Raw genomic sequence first — 22,154 nt, forward strand, 5'->3', positions numbered from 1 at the left:
TTCTCCTTCTCGCCGTCTGTTAGGGATGATGCAGGGGGTAGCGGATGAGATCGGGCAGCTCGTCGCGCGTCACCGTAAATGGATGCCGATAAACCTTCTTCAGCATCTCCCGTTCGGTGTATTGATCCGATACGACCGTCTCGCGCTCCTCCTGCTTATGCACGAAATTGCCGTACCACGTACAATTCCACAGCCATAGCGCGCCGTCCTCGATCATCCGGTCTGGATCCGGGAGCGGTCCGTTCTCGGACAGCGCGATGATCTTCGCGGCATTCGTGTAGCTCAGCGCCTGCCGGAACCGGTCGACGTTGGATTGATAATTCCGTGCGGGCGAATACACGTCTTCGCCGATGATGTCCACATACGCATCGCCGGGATACCAATCCTTGTGCTGCCCGTTCCAAACCCAGATCAGATTGTGCAGGCCGTGCAGCCGCGTCATCCGGTCGTACATCAGTTTCCAGAGCCGGATGCACGGCTCCGGTCCTTTGGCGCCCCACCAGAACCAGCCGCCTGAAGCTTCGTGGAGCGGCCGCCACAGAACGGGCACGCCGGCTTCCCGGAGCTGCGCCAGCAAACCGGAGATCGCGTCGATATCGCGAAGCAGCAAGGCGTATTCCTCCGAAGACGGATCGTCCATGGCATTGGCGATGTCGAACGTCGTGGCCGTGGTATAGAAGCCGCGATGCCAGCCGTTGTCGGGCGGCTGGTCGACCAGATCCTTCGGCGCGTTCCAGTGCCAGCAGAAGGTGACGATCCCGCCAGCCCGCCACCATTGCAGCGCGAGCGCCGTATCCGTTCCGACGGAGCCGCGCTCCGTGCGGGACGGCGAATCGTTCATGAAATCGAAGCCGCCGACAGCCGGATAATGCCCCGTCTCGCGTTGAATCACGTCCATCTCCGGCGTGGCGTGGACGCCGATCTGCTGTCCGGTCAGCATCCGTTTGCCGTACGCATCGCACAGATAAGCCATCAGCCGCCTCGCGCAATCGTCGGCCTGCGGGTTAATCAGTTTCGGTTCGACCTTCATCCGCTGCGACCAGTCGTTCATTCCGCTTCCTCTCCTTGTCGCCATCGTTATTTTCGCGTAATCGTTACCGCTAAATCCGGCTGCTTCGATGCAGGCGTCTCCACGACGAGCGAGCCGCACTCCCTGCCGCTGCCCCGCGCTTACCCGACGACGCCCGAACGCTCGACGCTCTCGACGAAGAAGCGCTGCACGAAGAGGTACATCACGATCAGCGGGGAAATCGCGAGCAAGATGCCCGTATCGACGATCAGGGAAACTTGATTCGGATCCACCTTGACGTTCTCTCCGCCGGCGAGGCCCATGATGCCAGGTAAGTACTGGTTCGCGTCGGCAGGCAGCGAGGATACCTTGATCGACATCAGGTCGCTCGAGCTGTTGAACAGCGAAGCGTAGAAGATATCGTTGTACTGCCACACGAAGGCAAACAGGATGACGGTAATGAGCGGCGGAACCGCGTTCGGCAGCATGATCGTGAAGAAGGTGCGGATGCCGCCGGCGCCGTCGATGAGCGCCGCCTCTTCGATTTCGCCGGGCATGCTGCGGAAGAACTGCCGGAAAATATAGATGAACAAGCCGGACTTCAAGCCGTTGGCGAGTGCGGCCGTAATCAGCGAAGGGCCGTACGTGTTGAGCATATTGATCCCTTCTTTGCCGGTAGCCAGATGGATGACGCCGAAGAGGTCGAACGAGCGGAAATGGATGTACATCGGCACCATCAGCGTACTGGATGGAATCAAGATCGTCAGCACGACGAGCGTGAACAGAATGTTTTTCCCGGGGAAATGAAACCGGGCAAAGCCATAGCCCGCCAGCGAGCATGAAGCGGCTTGGAGAAGCGTCGTGGATGCCGCGAAGATGAGCGTGTTCTTCAGGAGCGGCCAGTAATTCAGCACGGCCATCGCATACCGCACGTTCTCCATCGTGAAATGCACCGGAATCATGTAGATCGTCGGATTGTAGATATCCGTCTTATCCTTAAAGGCGACCGACAACTGCTGCAGGATCGGATACAGAATGGTGAACGATATCCCGATGATCAGAATGTAACGGAAAAGGAGCCACAGCAGCGATGCCGTCTTGCTGCGCGCCTTTTGCATTTGTATGACGACGGCTTCGTTTTGCAAATCGGGTAGTTTCAATGCTTTCGCCCTCCTATCCCGTCAATTGTAATAGAACACTTTTCTTGACACGAGGATGCCGACGATGATGAGCACGACGCTGATCACCGCGGTATAAATCCAGGACATCGCGGCGCTGAGGCCGAAGTTTTGCGCTTGGAACGCCGTATTGTAAATCGCCGTCGTCACTTGGCTGTTCGTGAACGAATCGATGATCGTATAAATGATATTCGTCAAGATTAACGGGCTGACCATGGGGAACGTAATCTTCCAAAACGTCTCGTACGCCGTCGCGCCTTCCATCTTGGCTACCTCGTACATGGAGACGGGTACCGATTGGAGCGCGGCCAGGAAGATCAGAATCTGCACGCCGGAGCTCTTGATGATTTCATAGATCCGCTCCACGGCGCTGATGATGTACTCGATAAACCACATCGGGAGTCCCGCGTCGGATAACGTGAAGGCGAGCGTCAGGGGGTCGAAGCCGTTCTGCTGCTGCCCCAATTCCTTCGCGATCTCCGAGCTTCCGGTCAATTGAATGAGGCCCGACGTCTGGGCGGCGGCAATGGCGCCGGATGCCAGAATGACCGGCAGGAAGAAGATCGCACGCGCGAACGGGCGTCCGACGAACCGGGTGTTCAGCAGCGTCGCCGTAAATAGGCTGAAGAATAAGATCATCGGCACGTTCCATGCCATCTCGCTCAAGGACTGCGTCAGAATGCGGTTGAAATTCGGATCGACCGACAGCGCGTTCTTGAAGTTGGCCCATCCGATGAAGTCGAGCGTATACCCGCCCCCCGGGGCGATCTTCATGTCGCTGAAGCTGAAATGGATCGATTGAAGCAGCGGCGTCGCGAACAAAAACACGAAGCCCAGCAGCCAAGGCATGATGAACAGGATGCCGAGCAGCGAGCGTTTCTGCGTCAAGGTCAATCGTTTTAAGTTCACGGTTCGTCACCGCCCACGGTAAAATTTTTCGCGCCGATTTGCACGTCTTGCAGGTCTTGCGCGTCTTGCACGGTGACCGGCTGATCCGTATAGTTCACGTAAATCGACGTTCCGTTGCTGTAGCTGACCTTGACGACGCCGGGCTTCAGCTGCGCATGCTCCGTGATCGTCTCGCGCTGCAGCCCGGCAAGCACGCGGTTCAGCTTCCCGTATAAATCCGCTGCGTCCTTCAGCCAATCCGAGTAATGCGTCGAGAACAACGACTCGTACGTCGTCAGCTTCAGCTTGGCAGACGACTCGTACGACCAGAAGAAATGCGGCGCGGCGCCGTATTCCAGCGAACGGAGCAGATGATACGACAGGTCCTGCTCGTCGTCCAGGTTGATCGGCTTGCCGGCGTATTCCTTGAAGCCGTGGAGGACCATCTCGTAAAACGGCACGGCCTCGTCCTCGATGCTGAATGCGCTGGAAGCCATCGGCACGTTCAGCAGCTGGTCGGCGTACTTCAGCGCGTATTGGTTGCCGCCGGTCATCATCACGTTCGGATAGCTCTTCTTGATTTTGCCGAGCTGATCGGCCACGATATTCTTGGCGACGTCCCGGAACACGACGCGGTTGACCCGATAATCGGCCGTCAGCGTATCGCCCATGTCGCGCAGCGCGACCGAATCCATCTTGTACTTCTTATAACTGTCGACAAAGCGGTCCACGAAGTACGGCAGCTTCGCGGGCGACAATAAATAGAAGGAACCCCATTGGGTATTCATCGCGTTCAGCGCGCGGTCGTACGGCTGCAGCAGGGCCTGCTCTCTCGTGACGAAGCGGGCCGCGTCCGAAGCCGGCTTGAAGTCATGGTTCTCGCGCAGCACATGCTGGAACGCGACGTCCGGATATAAGTTCCCGCCCATGTCCTTCAGCTGAGCGGCCAGCTGGGACAGGTCCGATTTGCTTCCCAGCTGGCTGTCGAGCTTGACGGTCTCCGGAATTTTGTGATCGATGCCTTCGTTGAACCAGCCGACGTATCGCATCTGCACGTTGGACACGCCGGCGTCCTTGATCTCTTTGGCGATTTGGCTCGCTTGGTCGATCGTCGTCATGGCCATCAACCCTTTATAAGGCACGCCGAGGAACGATTTGCGTTTGTCCACCGCGCCGAGCAGGTCGACGTAGAACGGCAGCTGCCCTGGCGCTTTCAGCGGCTGCAGCACGCCTGCCTTCACCAGATTTTTCCGGTACAACGCGGCCATGCCCGAATACGACGCCTGGTTGCCGGAGAGGAAGTCGTACCGGAGCTGGATGTCGCCCGCGAAGCGGTCGCCCGTAAGCAGCTGGAATTCGTCAACCTTGTTGCCCTTGTACAGCTCGAGCTCGTCTTCGCCGCGGATGGCGAAGCTGGCGTAGGCGCTATTGTAGGAATTTTTGCGGCCGCTGATGTCCGCGTTAATGCTGGCGATGCCCTCGCCCTTCTCGATCGTGGCGAACCACGCCTCTTCGCCCGCTTTCAGGCCGAACACCGGCAGCCGCGCGGCCTCGGCGATCTGCCCGCGGCGCTTCGAATTATCGTTCTCGTCGTCGCCGTACACCCGCTGCACGTAGACCTCTTCGCCCACTTTGCCATTATTCAGGTTGATCAAGCTGCCGGAACCGTCGGGAACGAGCATATAGCCTTGCTCATCCCGGCCCGCCGCCCCGAAGAAATCGAGCAGCTCGACGGAACGGATCTGATAGCCCTTGCTCTCCTGGATGTCCTTCACCGGAACATGCACGAGCAGCGAATCGCCGGAGAGCCGGTATTCGATCGGAATCGTGAAGTTCGGCTTTGCCTGCGCGCTGCCGGCGGTCGTGCCGTACTCGTCGTTGTCCGCCTTCAAATCCTCCGCCGTATACCCAGCTTTGGTGAAGGCATCGAGCATCCGCTTCAGCACGAGCGCTCTCGATACTTCCGTGTCCAGCCGCTCCAGCACGTCCGGCTTGCCGTCGAGCGGATAATACCGGTTCGATACGTAAGCGGCCGTCTTCTTGTCCAGCTTACCCAGCACCTTCTCCTCGAACCGCTTCTTGCCGATCCGCTTCGGCAGCGCATCGATTCCGAGCGACGTATCCCCGATCGTATACGTAATCCGAACGCCGTTCTCGATCGCCTCCACCTTGAACTGCTTCCGCTGAATGCTGTCCGTATAATTCGTGATCGCACCCAGCGTCCCGATCGAATCGCGATAGTTCAGCGTCACTTGCGCGGCCAAGCGGTCCTTCTCGAATGGCGAGGCTTTCGCATCCGAGCCGATATCCCCTGGATTGCTGTGCCACACCTTGCCGCTCGACCGGTTAAGGACGGCGATTTCGGTCGTATCCGGATTCATGTAGAGCGCGAGCGCATCCGTCTGCGCAACGAGCTTCATGCCCTGGACGGCGTTGCCGGCGTCAGCCATGTACTTCAGTTCGGTCGCCGCGGCAGGCCTCATGTCCGATCGTGCGAAAGCCGCTATCTCGGCGGAAGGAGCCCCCTTCGTGTATAAGCTATAGCCGAATGCCCCTACGCCGACAATCCCGATACAGGCCAGCGCCGCATACCATTTCGTTCGTCTTTTCAAGGGTGCGGCCTCCTTTAAGTCCGGAATATGAGTTCACGGTAAACGTCGTAGATGAACCAGTAGATCTGCGAACCGAGACTGAACGCCAAGGTGGCGATAAAGACGACGAACCCCATGGCGATGACGGTGAGCGCCATCGTCAGCACCGTCTTGGCCGGCGTGTACTGGTGGACGGTCATTATCCCGACGAATAGCAGCACGACGAACCACAGGCTGGAGATGCTGTTCAGGAGATAATAGAACGCCGTCTCCTCCTGCGTCATGAATCGGCTGACGAACGTCATCGGCAGGTTGATGAGCGCGATCGGCAGCAGCGCGTAGCCGGCCGCCATTACGATCTCTTTGAACTTCCCTTCCCCTTCCATGAGCGTCGTGATCGACCAGTTCGCGATGCAGAACAACATGAAAGGAAGAACCGTGAACTCCAAATCGTCCAAACTGTTGAGCGAGCGCGGATCGACCATGTTGACGAGAAAGCCGGCAAATTGCTTTTGCAAAATCGTCGTCAGGATAACGGCGAGCAAGATCAGCAGCGCGACTTTCAATTTGCCCTTGCCTTCGTACTTCATGTCCCAGAATCCGTCGAACGGCCGCACGATAAGATGGAGCGGAAATTTAAGATAATCCTGCTTCACGTTTCACAGCCCTCCTTCGGATGACTTGTCTCGCAACGCGATACGCGATAAACGCGACGACAAGGGTAAGCAAGACGGTCATGAACGTGCCGAACTGCTCCTTCAGCACTTCCCGGCGATAACGCTTGTAAGCGACCGAGTAGTTTTTGCGGCTCATGCCCAGCTTGAAATATTCCATCGCCTTCACGTTGTTCTTCTGCATCAGAAGCGATTTGCCGATGCCGAGATAAGCGATTTCATAGTTCGTGTTCAAGCGAAGCACGTCGCTCCATAGCTGGACGGCGGCGTCGTCGTTGCCGCTATAGTGCTCCGTCGTGGCTCGTTGGACGAGCGTGCCGAACTTCGTCGGACGGAAGATGACGATGTTTTTCTTGCCGCTGTCCAGCACCGCGAGCTTATCGCCGATCTGCTCGACGGCGACGGGCGTATTGAAGACTCCGAGCTGGTTGCCCCGGCCGCCGAAAGCGTACAGCAAATTGCCTTCGTCGTTGTACGTGAACAGCCGCGCGCGGTTGGCGTCGAGCGCGACGTACATGCCGCCGCCCAGTACCTTGATGTCGGTGAACTTGGACGGACCGGAGTTGTTGCCGAACATCCGGAAGCGGATATCGCCCTTGACCGCCCAGTAACCGAGCCGCTTAAGGACGTCGTCGCCGGACGGATTCAGCCGCCTGATCGGCGTGTCGGACGCGATGTCGATCGCGGTCGCATAGACGAAGCCTTTGCGGTCGATGTCGACGTTCGAGAATTCGGTCGGGATGAACAGCTGCATCTGCGCCTTCTGCGCCTTGGTGGACAACGACTTCCAGAGACGGTCCCAGACGGATGGCGAAACGTTGATCGTGCCCACATACCCCATGAACGTGTTCTTGTCGTCGAATTGCATAATGCCTTCGAATACGCCGCGCGCGATAACGAATACGCGATCGGCCGCATCGACGGTGACTTTGAGCGGGACGAACTTGAAATCCGCAGGCAAAATATCCGATTTCGGATTGGCGATGATACGGATCAGCTCGCCCTGCCCGGACAGCACGACGACGCGGCCGTGGTCGGTGTCCGCCACGTATAATTCGTTCTTGTCGGAGACGAACAGCCCCTGCGGAGCCGCGAAACCGTCTTTCTTGCCGTTGTTCGTGAACGTCTTGATGACGCGGTTGACGCGCATGTCCGGATCCAGCACGATGATCCGCGCGTTGCCGGTATCCAGGATATACGTGGTATTGTCCGGCGCAACGTACAGATCGCTCGGCTCTTTGAAGTCGCCGACCCCCAAGCTTTCGCCCGTAATCGCGGCGTCCGGCACGTAGGGAGCTGGCAGCGGCGATGAATCGCCGTAATAATCGTACGTGTAGGCTTCGTACGGCACGGCTGCCGACGCCGCAGGAATGCCGATCGAAGCGGCCAGCGCTATGATGGCCGCCAGCAGCAAAACTCTCTTCAATTGCACGCTTCCACCTCCTTTAGTCCTTCATGCCGGATGTCGTCATCGTTTCGATAATGCGGCTTTGCGAGAAGACGAACAGGGCGATCGGCACGCTCATCAGAATGAGCGCGACGGCCGAGCCGACGCCGGCGCGGGCAATGCCGCCGAAGATGATTTGGTTCGAAGCATAGTGAAGCGTCTTCAGCTGCTCGCTATAAATAAAGCCGTTGCCGTCCGTTCCCCAGAGCATCTGGAAGAGCAGGATGACCAAGGTCAGCCAAGCCGGCTTCACGTTCGGCATGACGATTTGCCAGAAGATCCGGTATTCGTTCGCGCCGTCGATCTTGGCCGACTCCAGCAGCGCATCGGGAATTTGCTCCATGAATTGTTTCATGAGGTACAGTCCCAGCGAGAACGCGAATGCCGGCACGATAACGGCCCAGTACGTATCGATGAAACCGATCCAGGACATGACCATGTAGTTCGGAATCGCCGTTACCTGAGGCGTGAACATCAGAGAGAGCACGACGATGGCGAAGACGAACTTCGATCCGGGAAACTTGTGCTTCGCGAGCGGATATGCCGCGGCCGAAGCCAGCAGCACGTGACCGACAACGCCCATTCCGGTAATGAAGAACGTATTGAAAATGTAACGGGAGAACGGAACCCACGATTGGCCGAGCAGCGTCATCAGATCGATGAAGTTGCTCGTCGTCGGATGCCGAACGAAGAGCGTCGGCGGGAACAGGAAGATTTCGTCGAGCGGCTTGAACGCCGCGTTGATCGCATAGACGAGCGGCAGCGCCATGAAAGCGGCGAAGGCAGCCAGAAACACGAACATCCAGAACGTTCCGGCAAACGAACGGTTTACTTGTTTTTTTCGAATAGGAAGCGCTAACCTCATCGTCTATTCCCCCACCCTCCTGAGAAGTCGCTGCACGACCAGGTTCGTTCCGACCATCAACGTGAACAACACGGTCGCGATCGCGGATGCGTAGCCCATCTCGAATCGGATCGTACCGAAGTCGATCAAGTGCGTGACGATGGTTTCGGCCGCGTAGTTGACGCTCGGGAAGCCGGCCAGGTAGATGGACACGTCCGCGATCGCCAAGGACGAGGTGATCTGGATGACGGCGCCGAACATCAGCTGCGGCTTCATCGAAGGAAGCGTAATGTACCACAGCTCTTGCCAGCGGTTCTTGATCCCATCGACCGCGCCCGCTTCGTACAGCGTTTTGTCCACGGTTTGGAGACCCGCGATGAAGGCGAGGAAGCCCGTTCCGAGACTGAGCCAGAGCTGCACGAGGATGATGATCGGCATAATGTATTTCTCCGTCTTCAGCCACTGGATCGGGTCGAGCAGCACGCCCATCTTGATCAGGAAACCGTTCGCGATGCCGTAACGGTCTCCAGAGAAGATCATCTGCCAGAGGAAGTAGACGTTCCCCGAGATGGAAGGCGCATAGAAGATCAGCGTCATGAACGCGCGAAGCTTCGGGCGAAGATCGTTAATGATCCAGGCGAAGACGAAGCAAGCCATGTAGCTGAGCGGTCCGGTAATGACCGCGAAGAGGATGGTGTTCTTGATTGCGATCAAGAAGACATCGTCTTCCAGGAATAAGCGGGAGTAGTTCTGCCAACCGATGAAGCGCGGAAATTCGAGCATGTTGAAGTACGTAAAGCTGATGACGACGGACATGATGACGGGAAGCACGGTGAAGACGGCAAACAGCAGCATATAGGGCGACATCAGGATATAGGAATGCTTATGCGCCTTGATTTCCTTCCATTTGATCGCCCACCAGCTTGTCGTTTTGACGGCTGGCTTCCTGGCGGCTGCAGTCACTGAAGGCTGAGTCGGTGTACCGATCGTTGACACGTGGATCCCTCCTTATTCCGGCAGGCCGAATTCTTTGCGCTTCGCTTTGATTTCGTCTTGAATGTATTGGGTGTAATCCATGATCGCTTCGCGCGCTTCCGTGTTCTTCTCGACGACCACTTTCAAGAACGCGTTCTGCAAGTGACGTCCGGTGAAGTAGCCGCCCGGCACTTCGGGAACGCCTCTTACGTATTCGAACTGCGCTTTCAGGTTGTCGTAATCGGCGACCGGCCAAGGCAGGCTGTCGAGCGCTTTGATATTCGCCGTCGGATAACGCGCGGAAGCTCCCATGAGCGCTTCCATCTCCCGGCCGAAAGTCGTTTGGGTCTTCTCGCCGGTCCACCACTTCATGAATGCCCAGGACGAGTCCTTGTCCTTCGCGCTGTTCAGCATCAGCGTGCCGTTGCCCGCGCTCGGCGTATCTCTGCGGATGGTGCCGTCCGGCTGCTTCGTGCCCGGAATCGGCGCGAAGCCCCACATGCCGCGGATTTCAGGCGCGAATACGGTGAGCTGGTTGTAGGTGGTGTAATCCACGATTCCGATCGGCATCTCTCCGGTTCGGAAACGGTTCGCGAAGTCGAATTCGCGTTCCAGCTTGTAGTCGCTGTACAGGTCCGTCCAGGTCTTGAACGTTTCGACGCCGATCTTCGAATCCAGGTCGGACTCTTTGCCGCCGCCCCGGTAGAATTGACCTCCGTTCTGCATGAGCAGCGAGCCGTAGATCGGGTTCGGCGGGATGTTCTGGCCCGGTACCGGCACCGATGTCTGCGGAACCGTGATCGGCATGCCGAACTGCATCCGGTTCTTGCTCAGGACGGTGAGCAGCTTATACACGTCGTCCCAGGTTTGCGGCACTTCCAGGCCCAGCTCCGCCAGAACGTCCTTGCGGTAGAAGAGCATGTTGAAGGTTTGCGTCTCCGGCAGCGCGTAGACGCCCTTCTCGTACGTGTACGGAACAAGCGCGCTGTCGCGGAACCGCTTCGCCACTTCCGGATAATCGGCGAATTGCGTCAAGTCGGCAGCCGCATCGCGCATCGCGTAGTTGACCGGAATGTCGTTGCTGATCTGCATCGCGACGTCCGGGCCGCGGCCGGCCAAGGTTGCCGGCAGCAGGGTATTCATTTGCACGAGCTTCAAATTCACGTTGATGCCCGTCTGCGGCGTGAACGTTTCGTCGATCATCGCCTTAAGCGTGTTCGCCTGGTCGCGGCCGCTGCCGATCCAGACGGTTATCGACTTCTGGTTCTTCTCGTCCGAATCGTTGCCGATTTGGTTGTAATCGATCACGAAGGAATACGCGAACGTCGACAGTTCATGCTTCGTCTTCGAGATGAAACCCTCTCCGGACGAGGGGAATTTTCGATCCGGCGACGCAATGTAAATCTCGTCGAGCTGGAGCGGCATTTCAATCGCCTTCTGCAGCCACGTGCCGAGGCCGCCCGCGTTGCTCTTGAATGCGGTAAGGCGACGCGGAATCGTATCGGGATCCTTCACCAATTCTTTCAGCTGCAGCGCCATCGTCTTCAGAAGCGCTTCGGAATCGCTGCTTCCGCCCGACAGCCGTTTCAGTTCGGCGCTGACGGCGGTCAGCCGGTCGCTCTCGGTTTGAAAGGTTTCCAGCATTTTCGGCACTTGTTTGTCCAAGCGGTAATCACGGTATTTATCCGGCGACGCGCCGGTAATCATGATGATTTTGCGATACATGGCATTGAGATTGTACAGGCTCTCTTTGACTTCGCGGATGAGCGGAGCGAATTCGCCGAGCGTATCTTCCATTCGAATGACGTTCTTGCCCTTCTCGAGCCTGAACAGATACGGTTCGCTGCCGCCCATGACGTCGATGCGGTAGCCGTTCTTGTAGCGGAACGGGATTTGTTCGGCTTCCTTGAACGGAACCTCGCCATTAATCAGCAGACGGCGCGTCGCGTACAAGCCGCGAACGAATTCCTGCTTGGATTTCATGGCGATTTTATAGAGACCCGCTTCCGGCGCGTCGACTTCCCACTCGATCCATTGCCCCGGGAGACGCCAGTTATAGCCGCCGATCGTATTGACCCGGATGAGCTTCGGACTGTAAGGCGTAACCGAGGAGGTGGAACGTTCCGTCTGCGGGTACAGCGTCGGCGATGACTTCGCGACGGCCGCTTCGGCTTGAATGGTAATCAGCCGACTGCCCGTCTTCTTCAGTCCGTCCTTCTCGTACTGCTTGAGCGCCTCTTCATATGCGGCGGGCTCTTGCTGATGGAACAGCTTCAACTGTCGAATGACCATCGGCTCCCGCTGCGAGACGAACGTGAGCGTGTGATGGCCGGCGCTCAAGTAGAACTTGAAGGGATCGGCGTAGAAGCCGTCCGAATCCTCGAGCAGCGCTTCGCGCCAAGCCGGCTTCTCGATCTGCTCCGGACGCAGGTCATTGCCCATATTGTCCTGCTTCACATGATTCAGCTCGTTGTCCCACACGCGATCGAATTGCAGATACGACGCTTCCGTGAACGGAACGGCGCCGTCGATTTGCAGCGAACGCTCGATGCTCGAGCTCTTGCCCGCGACCGGGTAATATCGAAGCGCGATGTTGAAGAAGCCCGCTTGCGTCACGTCGATGTCCCAGGATACGCTGCCCTGCTCGCCGGTCTTCAGGGACATGCCGGCTTGGCCTTCATAATCGTCCAGCTTCTCGAAGCCGTCGCCCTCCGTCCTGGCATAGCTTGCGGCATCCAGAACGATCTCCTGATCGGCGAAGCCGGCGTTCTCATGCTTCGACAGATAGGCTGCGTAATTGCCGCGGGCGTCCTGCAGGCTCGACCAGGAGCCTTCGGCGAATGCCGATTGGCTTATCGCGGCAGCCGTGCCGTCATTCCCCGATCGGGTCCAAACGACGAGCAGTACGATCGCAATGATAACGCATGCCAGCGTCGTTCCCCATTTCTTTAGCCGTGTTCTCCCTTTCAATATCAGCCCTCCCAGGCGGCTTGATCGCGGTTCACGCATCCCGCTGACGAAAGCGCACACGCGTCCCATCGTCTTAGTGGCACAAAACAAACCTATATTATTACCAAACATATCATCCTAATGTTCGATATTCGTTATCCATTGTTTTGCTGTTTGTTATCTCGATTTGCAAAGAAAAGGAGGCAGTACCGGCACATCCGGCCTCCCTCCCTTCCATACCAGCAAGTGTCGATCAATTACTTCATTTTATCCAGTGCGGCTTGCGCAGGCGCTTTGTACTTCTCGACCGTAGCGGTAACGGATTGGTTCTTCTTGATGACGTCGTCCATGATCGCGTAAAACGGGTAGTCGGCAATACCTTCTTCAAGCGAGATACGGCCGGTATTGTTGATGTGCTGAAGCGTCATATCGATGTCCTGTTGGTTTTTGAAGAGGGCTTCCAAGCCGTTCTGGCCGAAGTATTCTTCAGTCGAAGGAATGTCTTGCAGCTCTTCGTAAATCTGATACACGACTTGCGGATCTTTTACGCCTTTCGGAATGACCCAGCCGTTTTGAGCCGTGTTGGCATACGTGTATTTACCGTCGCCGCTTGGACCTTGCGGGTTTGGCACGACGCCGATTTCGAATGGCAGACCGCCGACGTTCCAGTCGAAGTTGTTGGACATCGCAACATCGCCGTCTTTAAACGTGTTGATTTCATCCCAGCTGTTTTTATCGCCTTTTTTCACTTTGACGACGTTTTCTTTGTTATACAGCCGGTTGATGAATTCCAACGTTTCGATCATTTTCGGATCCGAGAAGCCGATTGTCAGGTCGTCGTTGACGAACAGCGCGCCGTTCGTTACGCCGAAATCGCGTGCTGCGTTTGGCGCCGAGTTCGCGAAGCCCCAGGTATCGGGCTTGCCGTCATTGTTTGTATCGGTTGTGGCTTGCTTGGCGATTTCAAGGAATTTATCCCAGTTCCATTGGCCGCCCGCGTACAGCTCTTGCGGATCCGGCAAGCCCAGTTTCTTGAACAGATCGCGGTTGTAGAACATGCCTACGGTCGATATGCCTTTACCGCCGAAGAAGTATTCGTCGCCAAGGAGCTGCGGAAGCTTGACCGTGTGTTCTTGTTCGTTGTTGATATCGCTGGTGCCCTGCGTGTATTCGCTGAGCGGAAGGAGTAAGCCTTGTTTGATCGGGGCAAGCGCGCGCTTGAACTCGAGTATGGAGATGTCGGCCATCGGCGTTCCGGAGAGCGCGGCCGTCGTGAACTTATCCATGTATTTATCGAACGGGATGTTGTCGTACTTGATTTTGACGTTGTATTTCTTCTCGACTTCATGCAGTTTATCGAGCGCTTTCTTGGAATCGGCCGTATCGCCCTTCGGCATTCCGTCCCACCATGCGGAGATATGGATTTCGCGCCCGCCAAGGTCGGTCGGAGCGGGGGCGGCATCGTTCGTCGCGGCCGCGTTATTGCCGGTTGCGTCATTGCCGGTCGAAGCATTGTTCGCTGCCGCGTCATTGCCCGTCGCCGTATTGGTCGAAGCTTCGTTGGCAGGCTGATCGTTGGCAGCGTTGCCGCCTGCGTTGTTGCTGCCGCCTCCGCACCCCGTTAACGTAAGCATCGTTGCGGCAAGCAAAATTGTAAGTGCTTTCATATTTTTCATTTGCAAAACAACCTCCCGCTTTTTTTAGTGAGCAATACCAGTTTGCTCCGGCAAGGTCTACCGGTTTCCGAGATGAATGGTTCGTTTCTCTTCTTCGTAACCGTTTTCATTCTTTGTTTTGCGTACCCCCATCACCACCGGTATGCGAAGTGTTAGTTGACTTGCATGTCAATAATAGCATCGGCAGCTAAAATTAGTCAATTCTATTTTTGTGATCCTCACAACATTTTGTAATTATTTAATAAATTTGTTTTTCTTTTGTTATTTCATTAGGGCGGCTTCAATACCCCATTCCGCGACAAAAAGAGCCCCCGCCTCTCATTGAACTCGTTTGCAGCGATTACAAACCAATTGAAAGGCGGAGACTCCCGGAGAACACGTTTTGCTGGAACAGATCTTTTCCATCGATCGATCTTCTTGCGAGCATATAGAGGATTAATCATGTTGTGCAGGGCTTTGCGCGATGGTTACGAAGCGTTCGGATTGTGTGGTTACAGAGCAGCTTGCGCAGCGAGGCTGCTGCACATAACTGGTAGAGGAGTAAAACGACGCGTCAATCGGTCATGCGTTGCAGCCAAACAAGAACAAGTTGGAAGCAACCCAAAAAATTTAGCAAAAATTTAGGTTGGCAGAATGCGCTTGATTCCAGCTTATTGAAGCTCCGCATTCGCTCCTTCTCGCTCGGCTTCCCCGTTTAATAGGTAGGCATAGTTTTCCCGCAGAATAACGTCCGCATAAATCAGTTTTTTCTCATGCGCCGATCCCGGGTTTTGAATGCGCCATAACATTTGATCCACGGCCCGCATGCCGAGCAGCTCTTTATTCACGTTCACCGTCGCGAGAATCGGATGGGAATGGCTGGTGTTGTCGAAGCCGGTCACCGCGCAGCGCGCAGGCACTTCGATTCCCAGATTGCCCAGCTGCTCGATGAGGAACTGCGCATTGACGTCATGCGTGCAAACATAAACTTCCGGCAGGTCGACCGGCCGATATTGCTTGAACAGGAGAAAGATATCCTGCGCTTCGGGCCCGATCAGCATCGGGTCCTGCTGCAGTTCGATCTGGCAGCTCTCCAGCGTAGAACGGAACGCCAGCCAACGATCGAAATAGCTTTGCGCATCCTTGATGTTGCCGACAAACTGGAACTTGCGGTAGCCTTTGCTGATCAGCTTCATCATCAGCTGCTGCATGCTGTTGAAATTATCCGTGAAGATCGTATCGCAAGCGAAGACGGGATCGCTGTGGTCGACCATGACGACCGGAATGTTCATTTGCTTGATTTTGAGCAGCATTTGCGTCGAGACGGTCCCGATCGTAATAATGCCTTGTATCGCCTCCGGATTCAGCAGCTTGAACACGTTATCGTCGGAAGGCTCCGTTATCGTAATAATGTCAAGCCCGCGCTGGCGAAGACGCGAGGACACGCCTTCGAAAACCGGTCCCCAATAAATGTGTTCTCGGTTCTGATACCGCAAGTTCGGGAACATGACCACGATCGTGCCGTCTCGCTTGACCTCTTCGGTTTCTTGCAGCTCGCCCGTGAAGCGCTGCTGCTGTTCGCTGCTCTTGAAGTAACCCAACTGGCCGGCAACGCGCAAAATTTTCTCCCGCGTTTGGGCGCTCACGCCGCTCTTCCCAGATAATGCTCGAGAAACAGCGAACTTGGATACACCCGCTAAATCAGCGATTTCTTGAATTCTCACCTTTGCTCTCATGATGACCCGCCCGTTTCTCGTTTTATTTTTCTGTTATTTTTCTGTTAGTCGTCGTTATGTTCAATCGTTCAGCCCTCCGTCTTGCCCGCAGGCGCAATTGGCCGCAAAACGATATGATCCTCTTCCAGCCGCAGCAATACCTTGTCCGCGTCTTTGGCGCCTACGGCTTCCAAGTAACGCTCGGGCACTTGAATCCGGCCGGAACGGTCCATGACGGCATATTCAATATGGGTATCGAGCTCCCTCTCTTCGCATGACGCGTCCTCCGCTTCGCGCTCGTCCGTTCGACGGATCATCTCCGACGACGTCCGGCCGTCCCGGATCAGCACGACCCGCTGCACCTGCTTGGCCAGATCCAAATCATGCGTCACGATGACGATGGTCAAGCCCATCTCGGCATTCAATTTGCGCAGTAACGCCATGATCTGGTCCGACGTCCGCGTATCCAGCGCGCCCGTCGGCTCATCGGCGAGCAGCAGCTTCGGCCGGTTGGCCAGCGCGATGGCGATGGCCACGCGCTGCTGTTCGCCGCCCGATAGCTGCTGAAGCTTGTGGCCGGTTCGCGAACCGAGTCCGACCGCTTCGAGAAGCTCGATGGCCCTGAGCCGCTTCTTCTTCCGGTCATGCAGCAGCATCGGAATTTCGACATTTTCTCGCGCCGTCAAGTAAGGGACGAGATTTCGCCCTTTATTTTGCCAAATAAACCCGACGGTTTCGCGTTTGTAGACGTTCTGCTCCTTGTCGGTCAGCTTCAGCATATCTTTGCCGGCGATGGTCAATCGGCCCGCCGAAGGGCGGTCCAAGCCGCCCAGCATATTCAGCAGGGTCGATTTGCCGCTGCCTGAATTGCCGATGACCGCGACCATCTCGCCCGGGTTCACCTGCAAATTCAATCCTTGCAGCGCAACGACTTCGACTTCGGCAGTTTTATAGATTTTAACTAGATTTTCGCATGTAATCAATAGCTAATCCTCCCCGAGCTTGACCGCTTGGTGAATTTTCATCCGCTTCAGGAGCCAAGTCAGTATGACAAGCGCCGCGGCAAGCATGAAACAGGTCGAGATGCCGAGCCTGAAGACGTCCGCGTGGTCGGAAATGACTTGGAACGGCGGCACGATCCGGCCGGGATCGAAGGAAAGTTGGAACAACGGCACGTAAATTCGCCCCGCGGCGAATCCGGTCGCGATGCCGATGAAGAAGCCGGCCCCCGTCGTCAGCAGCTGCTCCAGCGTCATCATGCCGAGAAGCTGCTTGAAGGATATCCCCATGGCGCGGTAAATCCCGAACTGCAGCATGCGCCCCTGGAGCGAGAGCAGCCAGAAGAGCATGAAGCCGAGGAAGCTGATCGCAAGCGAAATGATGAAGCCCAGCGTCATGACGCCGTTGATCGCCATCCGGAACGGGTCCATTCGGCTCTCGGATATTTTGCCGATCGTATCCTCGAACTTCTCGAGCTTGATCTGCCGCTTGCCCATCTCGTCAAGCAGCGCCTGCCTGTTCGCGCCGGGCTTCAGCTTCAGCCAGACGTCGTACGGCTCCATGCCGAGCTCGTTCTGAATGGTATCCAAGTGGCCGACGATCAGCATCGGATTCTGTGGCTTCCCGTCTCCTTCCTTAGGTCCGGCGACCGGATTCGGGTTGAATGCCGGAAAATACGGTACAATGCCGTATACGACGAGGCGCGTCGGACGAATCCCTTCCCAGCCGACATCCAGCGTATCGCCGACTTTGGCGCCGTAATAATCGGCTGCGGTTTTCGACAGCAGCACCGCATGGGTATCCGAGGCGATCAAATTCAAATAATCATAAAACCGGTACGGCGTCAGGCTGTCCTTCATCCACGCGGCACTGCCGAAGGCGTCCGTATCGATGCCCACCAGCTTGACCTTGCCGCTCTTCGTGCCCAGCCAGGCTTCCCCTTCTTCTTTCGTATACACCTTCGCGGCCGTATCGACGCCCGGCAGCGATTCGATTAATTCGAACGGCGGCTCCATGTAGTGGATGATGTCCGGCGGCGGCGCCGACTGAACCGGCTGCGTCGCCTGCGGAACCGGCGAGGCGGCCGGCGGCGCATCGTTCTCCCAGTGCTGGCGAAGCACGATGTCGCTGCCGGAGGCGTACCAGATTTGGTCCTCCATGTTCACGTTCAGCGTGCGTGCCGTATTGGCATTATAGATGCCCGTGCCGACGGTCAGAATCAGAAACAGCATGAGCCCGTGGTAGATGCGGTTCCGTCGGATGACCAGCAGCAGCGTCGTGTAATATTGCGGCGCCCACAGCCTGCGGCCCATCCGGTAGAAGAGCGCCACGAACAGCGGATACAGCCGAATCATCAGAAGGCCTAAGCCGAGAATGAACAGCGTCGGGATCGTATAAAGCAGCGGATCGGCGGACAGCGATTTACCGTCAAGCCCCAGCTTGACGAGGTCCGACATCCGTTGGCTGAACACGTAATGACCGTACAATGCCACGGATATCAGCACGATATCGACGCCGTAAAGCTGCCAGATGGGGCGCTTGCCTTCACGCGCCTTTGACCGTTTCTGGTCGACGATCGAATTTTTCGTCGCGACGAAGACCGGGAACAAGTTGAGCACCCAGGCGGCGAGCACCGCGCCGGCCGCGTATTTCCAGCTTTCGGCATCCATTTCCGCCTTCATCGATCCGCGGTCGACGAAGTTCAGGAACGTGCTCGTCGATCCGAGTATGCGCGTAAAGGCAACGCCCAGCCAAGGGCCGATGGCGAAAGCCGCGATGGCGAGCAGCCCGAATTCGGCCGCATACATCAAGACGAGATGGAATCGCGACGCGCCTCGGCTTCGAAGCACGGATATTTCCGACTGCTGACGTTCGACGAGCATGCTCGTCACCATGTAGAAGTAGAACGTGATGAGAATAAACAGCGGCACGTTAAGCGACCAGAGCAGCGTGCGCAGCGTCTTCTCCCGTTCGCTGTATGCCGCCATCGCCTCGCTGCCCGGCACCGACACGGAGGAGCTGACCGAATAGTTGTACGCCCCCATCATGTCCGGCGCCAGGTTCGTCTTCAGCTGCAGGACGTAGGCGGCCGTATCGAGGTCGAATTGCGAATAATCCCCGATCGCCGTCCCGCCGACTTTGCCGATGATGATCGGACGCTTCGCGATGAAATCCTGTTCGAACAGCCGATCCGGCAGAAAGAGCGTGTTCTGGTCGTTCTTCAAATCCTGCATGCCCCAGAACGGATCGTTCAGATCCTTCTCCGCGATGACGGCGACCGGCTTGATGCGGATCGCTTGATCCTTCGCCTTTGGATCCTTAATGTCGTATTCCTGCCCGAGCAGCATGCCGAGCTGTCCGAGCGCGCTGTCCGTGACCATGACCTCGTACGCGCCGTTCGCCTTCTCGGCCGAGGGCAGTTTGCCGTCGATCAGCCGGACATGATCTTCGATGCCGGAGCGCATGGCCAGCTTGGCGCTGCGTTTCACGTTCGGATCGACGCGCGCGGGGTCGGCCGGCGTCAGCCCGAACCGAACCGTCTCGACCAGCTTCTGATCCTGCGTTACATGGAGCAGCGGGCTGCCTGCGACGTGCGCGGACCAATAAGCGTTGAACCGCTTCAGCACGTTCGCCTGCACCTTGGCGTCGTCGGTCTGCATGGTGAACTGCGCGGCGATCATCCCGGGATGATCCCCGGTCTGTTCGTAGCTGCGCTCCAAGTCCTGCACGAGCATATGATGCAGCACCGCGTTTTTATAAATCGGCATGCTTGACGTCAGCGCGATGCATAAGAGCATGCCGCTGAACAAGCAGATGACGAGCCAATAGTTTCTGGCCATCTTTCGCAGTAGCATGATGAGAACGGACATTCCCTCGATTCCCCCCGGTGGCTCACGGAAGAATAATCTTCATTCCTTCCTGGACGCCTTTCACGATCTCGTATTCCGTTGCGGTAGTGAGACCGGTCTCGATATCGATCTCCTTGCGCCGCTCTCCTTCCAATACCTGAACGAACGTACGGCCGAAATACGCGCGGATCGCGCTCTTCGGAAGCACGATGACGTTATCGCGGCGGGCCGCGACGATCGTCGCCTCCGCATGCGAGCCGAACGAAGCGCCTTCGGGAAGTTTGTCCAGCTCGATATAAACGGATTTGCCGTACTCGTCGCGCAGCCGTTCGTCCGCCGTCTCCGGGGCGGAAGCCGGCGTCTGCGTCACCTTGCCTTTGTACGTTTTGTCCTTATACGCGACGTCCGCTTCCATTCCGAGCTTAATATCGGCAAGCGCCGGATTGGCGGTTACTTCGAGGACCAACCGCATGCCGTTCGGCTGCGCGACCGCCGCCAACACCCGCTCCGCGTCGAAATGATCGCCGGGCTGCAAGTCGGTCGAATAGGAGACGATGCCGTCCGTTTTGGCGCGGATGACGCTGCTGTCGGCCTTCGTCTTCGCCTTGTTGTACAGCAGTTCGGCAAGCTCGAAATCCAGCTTGGCGATATGCGCGGCCTCCGCGTCGCCGCCTCTGACCGCGTCGTTAAGTGCTTTCTTCTTGCGTTCGAATTCGATTTGGCGCTCCAGCAGCTCGACGTCGGACCCTTCGTTCTCGAGGGTAACGAGAACGTCGCCTTTCTTAACGGCGCTGCCGGCCCTGACGTCGACCGAATGAATGACGCCCGTGACCTGCTGTTGGTAGTATTCGATCCTTGTCGGCACGAAGGTCGCGGAGCCCGCAACCTGCTTCACGATGCTTCCGCTCTTGGCTTCGATCGTTCGAACCTCGGCCTGCGCCGGCTTGACGAGCGGGGGCTTTAACGGCGCTTGCTCATTCGGCAGCAGGCTGCAGCCTGCCGACGCAGAGCTCGCGATGAGCAGCACGCCGAGCGCAAGCGCCCGGGCTTTATACACGCTTGATACCTTCCGATCCAATTCGTCCATCCTCCAGTGCATGAACCTGATCGACAAGATCCATGATGTGCGGGTCGTGGGTTGTGAGCACGACGCTTACGCCTAAGGTGCCTACCAGTTCACGGAATACTTCAATGATTTGTTTGCCCATGCGGGAATCCAATTCGGCCGTCGGCTCATCCGCCAGGATCAGCTTCGGCTTGTGGGCGATCGCCCTTGCGATCGCGGTCCGCTGCTGCTCGCCGCCGGACAGCTCCTGCGGGCGATGGTGCATGCGCTGCGCCAGCCCGACGAAGGAAAGCGCATCCTCCGCCAGCCGTTTGCGATCGGAAGCCGGAACGCCGGCAATCCGAAGTCCCAGTTCGACGTTCTCGAAAGCGCTCAAGTGCGACACCAAAGCAAACGATTGAAAAATCAGCCCGATTTCTTTTTTTCTCATCTCGTTTTTCTGCTGTTCGCTCATTCGCCTTCCGTCTCTGTCGCCGTAGAAGATCGAGCCTTCGCTCGGAGCGTCCAGCGCGCCCATAATATTAAGCAAGGTCGTCTTGCCCGAGCCGGACCGCCCCTTCAATGCAATCAAGGAACCCGTGCCGACGCTGAGCGAGGCGCCTCTTAAAGCGAAAACTTGTGTTTCCCCTCTTCCGAAAACGCGCGTCACGTTGCGGACATCCAGAATCGGAGCCCGTGAAGCCTCTAATCCACGCAAAACCAATCCCCCTTCTTCAAGCGGCATCGTTTCTGGTAAGCGCTTACATTTCCACACATCTACTATAACAAACTGTTAGTAATTAGTAAATTATTTGTTTTGCAATTTTAGTTATTTTGTTATGAATAATTTTAGGATGACCCTAATATTCCAGTGAGCAATTCTACATAAAGCAAAGTCGGCCTTCTACGCACGTGCAAAAAGCCCAGGAATTTCATCCCGGGCCTGCGCTTGACCTTTATGCGGCTTCCTAAAGAATTGCCAGCCTGTTCCACCGCTTTCTGCTGACTTTCGAATTCGTGCGAAAATGGATATGCCGCCGTCCGCTTTCATTCTCCCTCAATCCAAAGCAGGGGATTGATCGATCCAAAGGATGAATTGCAGCACGCAAATACGGCATTAAATCGATGAGGTGTAACAGACTCCTTGCTTGTTATTTCTTTCTGGCCAAAAAAAGGGCCGCGCAACGGGAGGCCGCTGAAGAACTTAAGTTTTTTATGGAATATGGATCAATGACAAATAAAAGGCGGCTTTCAATCCGTTAGTTGGATTGAAAGCCGCCCTTTTCATGTTCCATCCTTCACATTCTTAGTCCGTTAGTTTCAAGATCCGTTTCAA

At 56.7% G+C, this 22,154-nt stretch carries 15 protein-coding genes; all 15 read right to left on the reverse strand.

Going from position 1 to position 22,154, the window contains the following annotated elements:
- Nucleotides 1-19: 19 nt before the first annotated feature.
- Complete coding sequence (locus tag GT003_RS05500) at nucleotides 20-1,051, reverse strand: glycosyl hydrolase (RefSeq protein ID WP_161695227.1); 1,032 nt, start codon at nucleotides 1,049-1,051, stop codon at nucleotides 20-22.
- 119 nt (nucleotides 1,052-1,170) lie between these two features.
- The gene (locus GT003_RS05505) at nucleotides 1,171-2,127 is read right to left on the reverse strand and encodes a carbohydrate ABC transporter permease (protein ID WP_161695345.1); all 957 of its coding nucleotides are present in this window, start codon (nucleotides 2,125-2,127) and stop codon (nucleotides 1,171-1,173) included.
- A 63-nt stretch (nucleotides 2,128-2,190) separates the two neighbouring features.
- Complete coding sequence (locus tag GT003_RS05510) at nucleotides 2,191-3,036, reverse strand: carbohydrate ABC transporter permease (RefSeq protein WP_161695347.1); 846 nt, start codon at nucleotides 3,034-3,036, stop codon at nucleotides 2,191-2,193.
- A 56-nt stretch (nucleotides 3,037-3,092) separates the two neighbouring features.
- Complete coding sequence (locus GT003_RS05515; protein ID WP_161695229.1) at nucleotides 3,093-5,687, reverse strand: DUF5696 domain-containing protein; 2,595 nt, start codon at nucleotides 5,685-5,687, stop codon at nucleotides 3,093-3,095.
- Nucleotides 5,688-5,701: 14 nt separating this feature from the next.
- Entirely contained in the window at nucleotides 5,702-6,322 is a 621-nt protein-coding gene (locus GT003_RS05520; RefSeq protein ID WP_161695231.1) for a YIP1 family protein, read from the reverse strand.
- Nucleotides 6,303-7,772 (reverse strand): NHL repeat-containing protein, encoded by a 1,470-nt coding sequence (locus GT003_RS05525; protein ID WP_161695233.1) that lies wholly within the window; start codon nucleotides 7,770-7,772, stop codon nucleotides 6,303-6,305. Before GT003_RS05525 ends, GT003_RS05520 begins: the two co-directional genes overlap by 20 nt.
- A 13-nt stretch (nucleotides 7,773-7,785) precedes the next feature.
- A complete protein-coding gene (locus GT003_RS05530) occupies nucleotides 7,786-8,652 on the reverse strand; it encodes a carbohydrate ABC transporter permease (protein WP_161695235.1) in 867 nt (288 codons plus the stop codon).
- A gap of 3 nt (nucleotides 8,653-8,655) precedes the next feature.
- Nucleotides 8,656-9,543, reverse strand: a complete 888-nt coding sequence (locus GT003_RS05535) for a carbohydrate ABC transporter permease (protein ID WP_338046025.1) — start codon at nucleotides 9,541-9,543, stop codon at nucleotides 8,656-8,658.
- 96 nt (nucleotides 9,544-9,639) lie between these two features.
- The gene (locus GT003_RS05540; RefSeq protein ID WP_161695237.1) at nucleotides 9,640-12,576 is read right to left on the reverse strand and encodes an extracellular solute-binding protein; all 2,937 of its coding nucleotides are present in this window, start codon (nucleotides 12,574-12,576) and stop codon (nucleotides 9,640-9,642) included.
- Between the two features lie 236 nt (nucleotides 12,577-12,812).
- On the reverse strand, nucleotides 12,813-14,231 hold the full coding sequence (locus GT003_RS05545; RefSeq protein ID WP_161695239.1) for an ABC transporter substrate-binding protein: 1,419 nt from the start codon (nucleotides 14,229-14,231) through the stop codon (nucleotides 12,813-12,815).
- A gap of 650 nt (nucleotides 14,232-14,881) precedes the next feature.
- A complete protein-coding gene (locus GT003_RS05550; RefSeq protein ID WP_161695241.1) occupies nucleotides 14,882-15,946 on the reverse strand; it encodes a LacI family DNA-binding transcriptional regulator in 1,065 nt (354 codons plus the stop codon).
- A gap of 68 nt (nucleotides 15,947-16,014) precedes the next feature.
- Nucleotides 16,015-16,908, reverse strand: a complete 894-nt coding sequence (locus GT003_RS05555; protein WP_161695243.1) for an ATP-binding cassette domain-containing protein — start codon at nucleotides 16,906-16,908, stop codon at nucleotides 16,015-16,017.
- A gap of 3 nt (nucleotides 16,909-16,911) precedes the next feature.
- A complete protein-coding gene (locus tag GT003_RS05560) occupies nucleotides 16,912-19,794 on the reverse strand; it encodes an ABC transporter permease (RefSeq protein WP_161695245.1) in 2,883 nt (960 codons plus the stop codon).
- A 22-nt stretch (nucleotides 19,795-19,816) separates the two neighbouring features.
- Nucleotides 19,817-20,851, reverse strand: coding sequence for an efflux RND transporter periplasmic adaptor subunit (locus tag GT003_RS05565; protein WP_161695247.1), 1,035 nt, complete (start codon nucleotides 20,849-20,851; stop codon nucleotides 19,817-19,819).
- A complete protein-coding gene (locus tag GT003_RS05570; RefSeq protein ID WP_161695249.1) occupies nucleotides 20,823-21,563 on the reverse strand; it encodes an ABC transporter ATP-binding protein in 741 nt (246 codons plus the stop codon). Before GT003_RS05570 ends, GT003_RS05565 begins: the two co-directional genes overlap by 29 nt.
- Nucleotides 21,564-22,154: the final 591 nt, after the last annotated feature.

The organism is Paenibacillus sacheonensis (genome assembly GCF_009909195.1).
GTDB classification, from domain to species: Bacteria; Bacillota; Bacilli; order Paenibacillales; family Paenibacillaceae; genus Paenibacillus_Z; species Paenibacillus_Z sacheonensis.

Bases quoted from the DNA above. Each gene is read 5' to 3' on its own strand.
- GT003_RS05560 (WP_161695245.1), bottom strand. From the start codon at position 19,794: ATGTCCGTTCTCATCATGCTACTGCGAAAGATGGCCAGAAACTATTGG.
- GT003_RS05510 (WP_161695347.1), bottom strand. From the start codon at position 3,036: ATGCCTTGGCTGCTGGGCTTCGTGTTTTTGTTCGCGACGCCGCTGCTT.
- GT003_RS05530 (WP_161695235.1), bottom strand. From the start codon at position 8,652: ATGAGGTTAGCGCTTCCTATTCGAAAAAAACAAGTAAACCGTTCGTTT.
- GT003_RS05545 (WP_161695239.1), bottom strand. From the start codon at position 14,231: ATGAAAAATATGAAAGCACTTACAATTTTGCTTGCCGCAACGATGCTT.
- GT003_RS05505 (WP_161695345.1), bottom strand. From the start codon at position 2,127: ATGCAAAAGGCGCGCAGCAAGACGGCATCGCTGCTGTGGCTCCTTTTC.
- GT003_RS05570 (WP_161695249.1), bottom strand. From the start codon at position 21,563: ATGCCGCTTGAAGAAGGGGGATTGGTTTTGCGTGGATTAGAGGCTTCA.
- GT003_RS05500 (WP_161695227.1), bottom strand. From the start codon at position 1,051: ATGAACGACTGGTCGCAGCGGATGAAGGTCGAACCGAAACTGATTAAC.
- GT003_RS05550 (WP_161695241.1), bottom strand. From the start codon at position 15,946: ATGAGAGCAAAGGTGAGAATTCAAGAAATCGCTGATTTAGCGGGTGTA.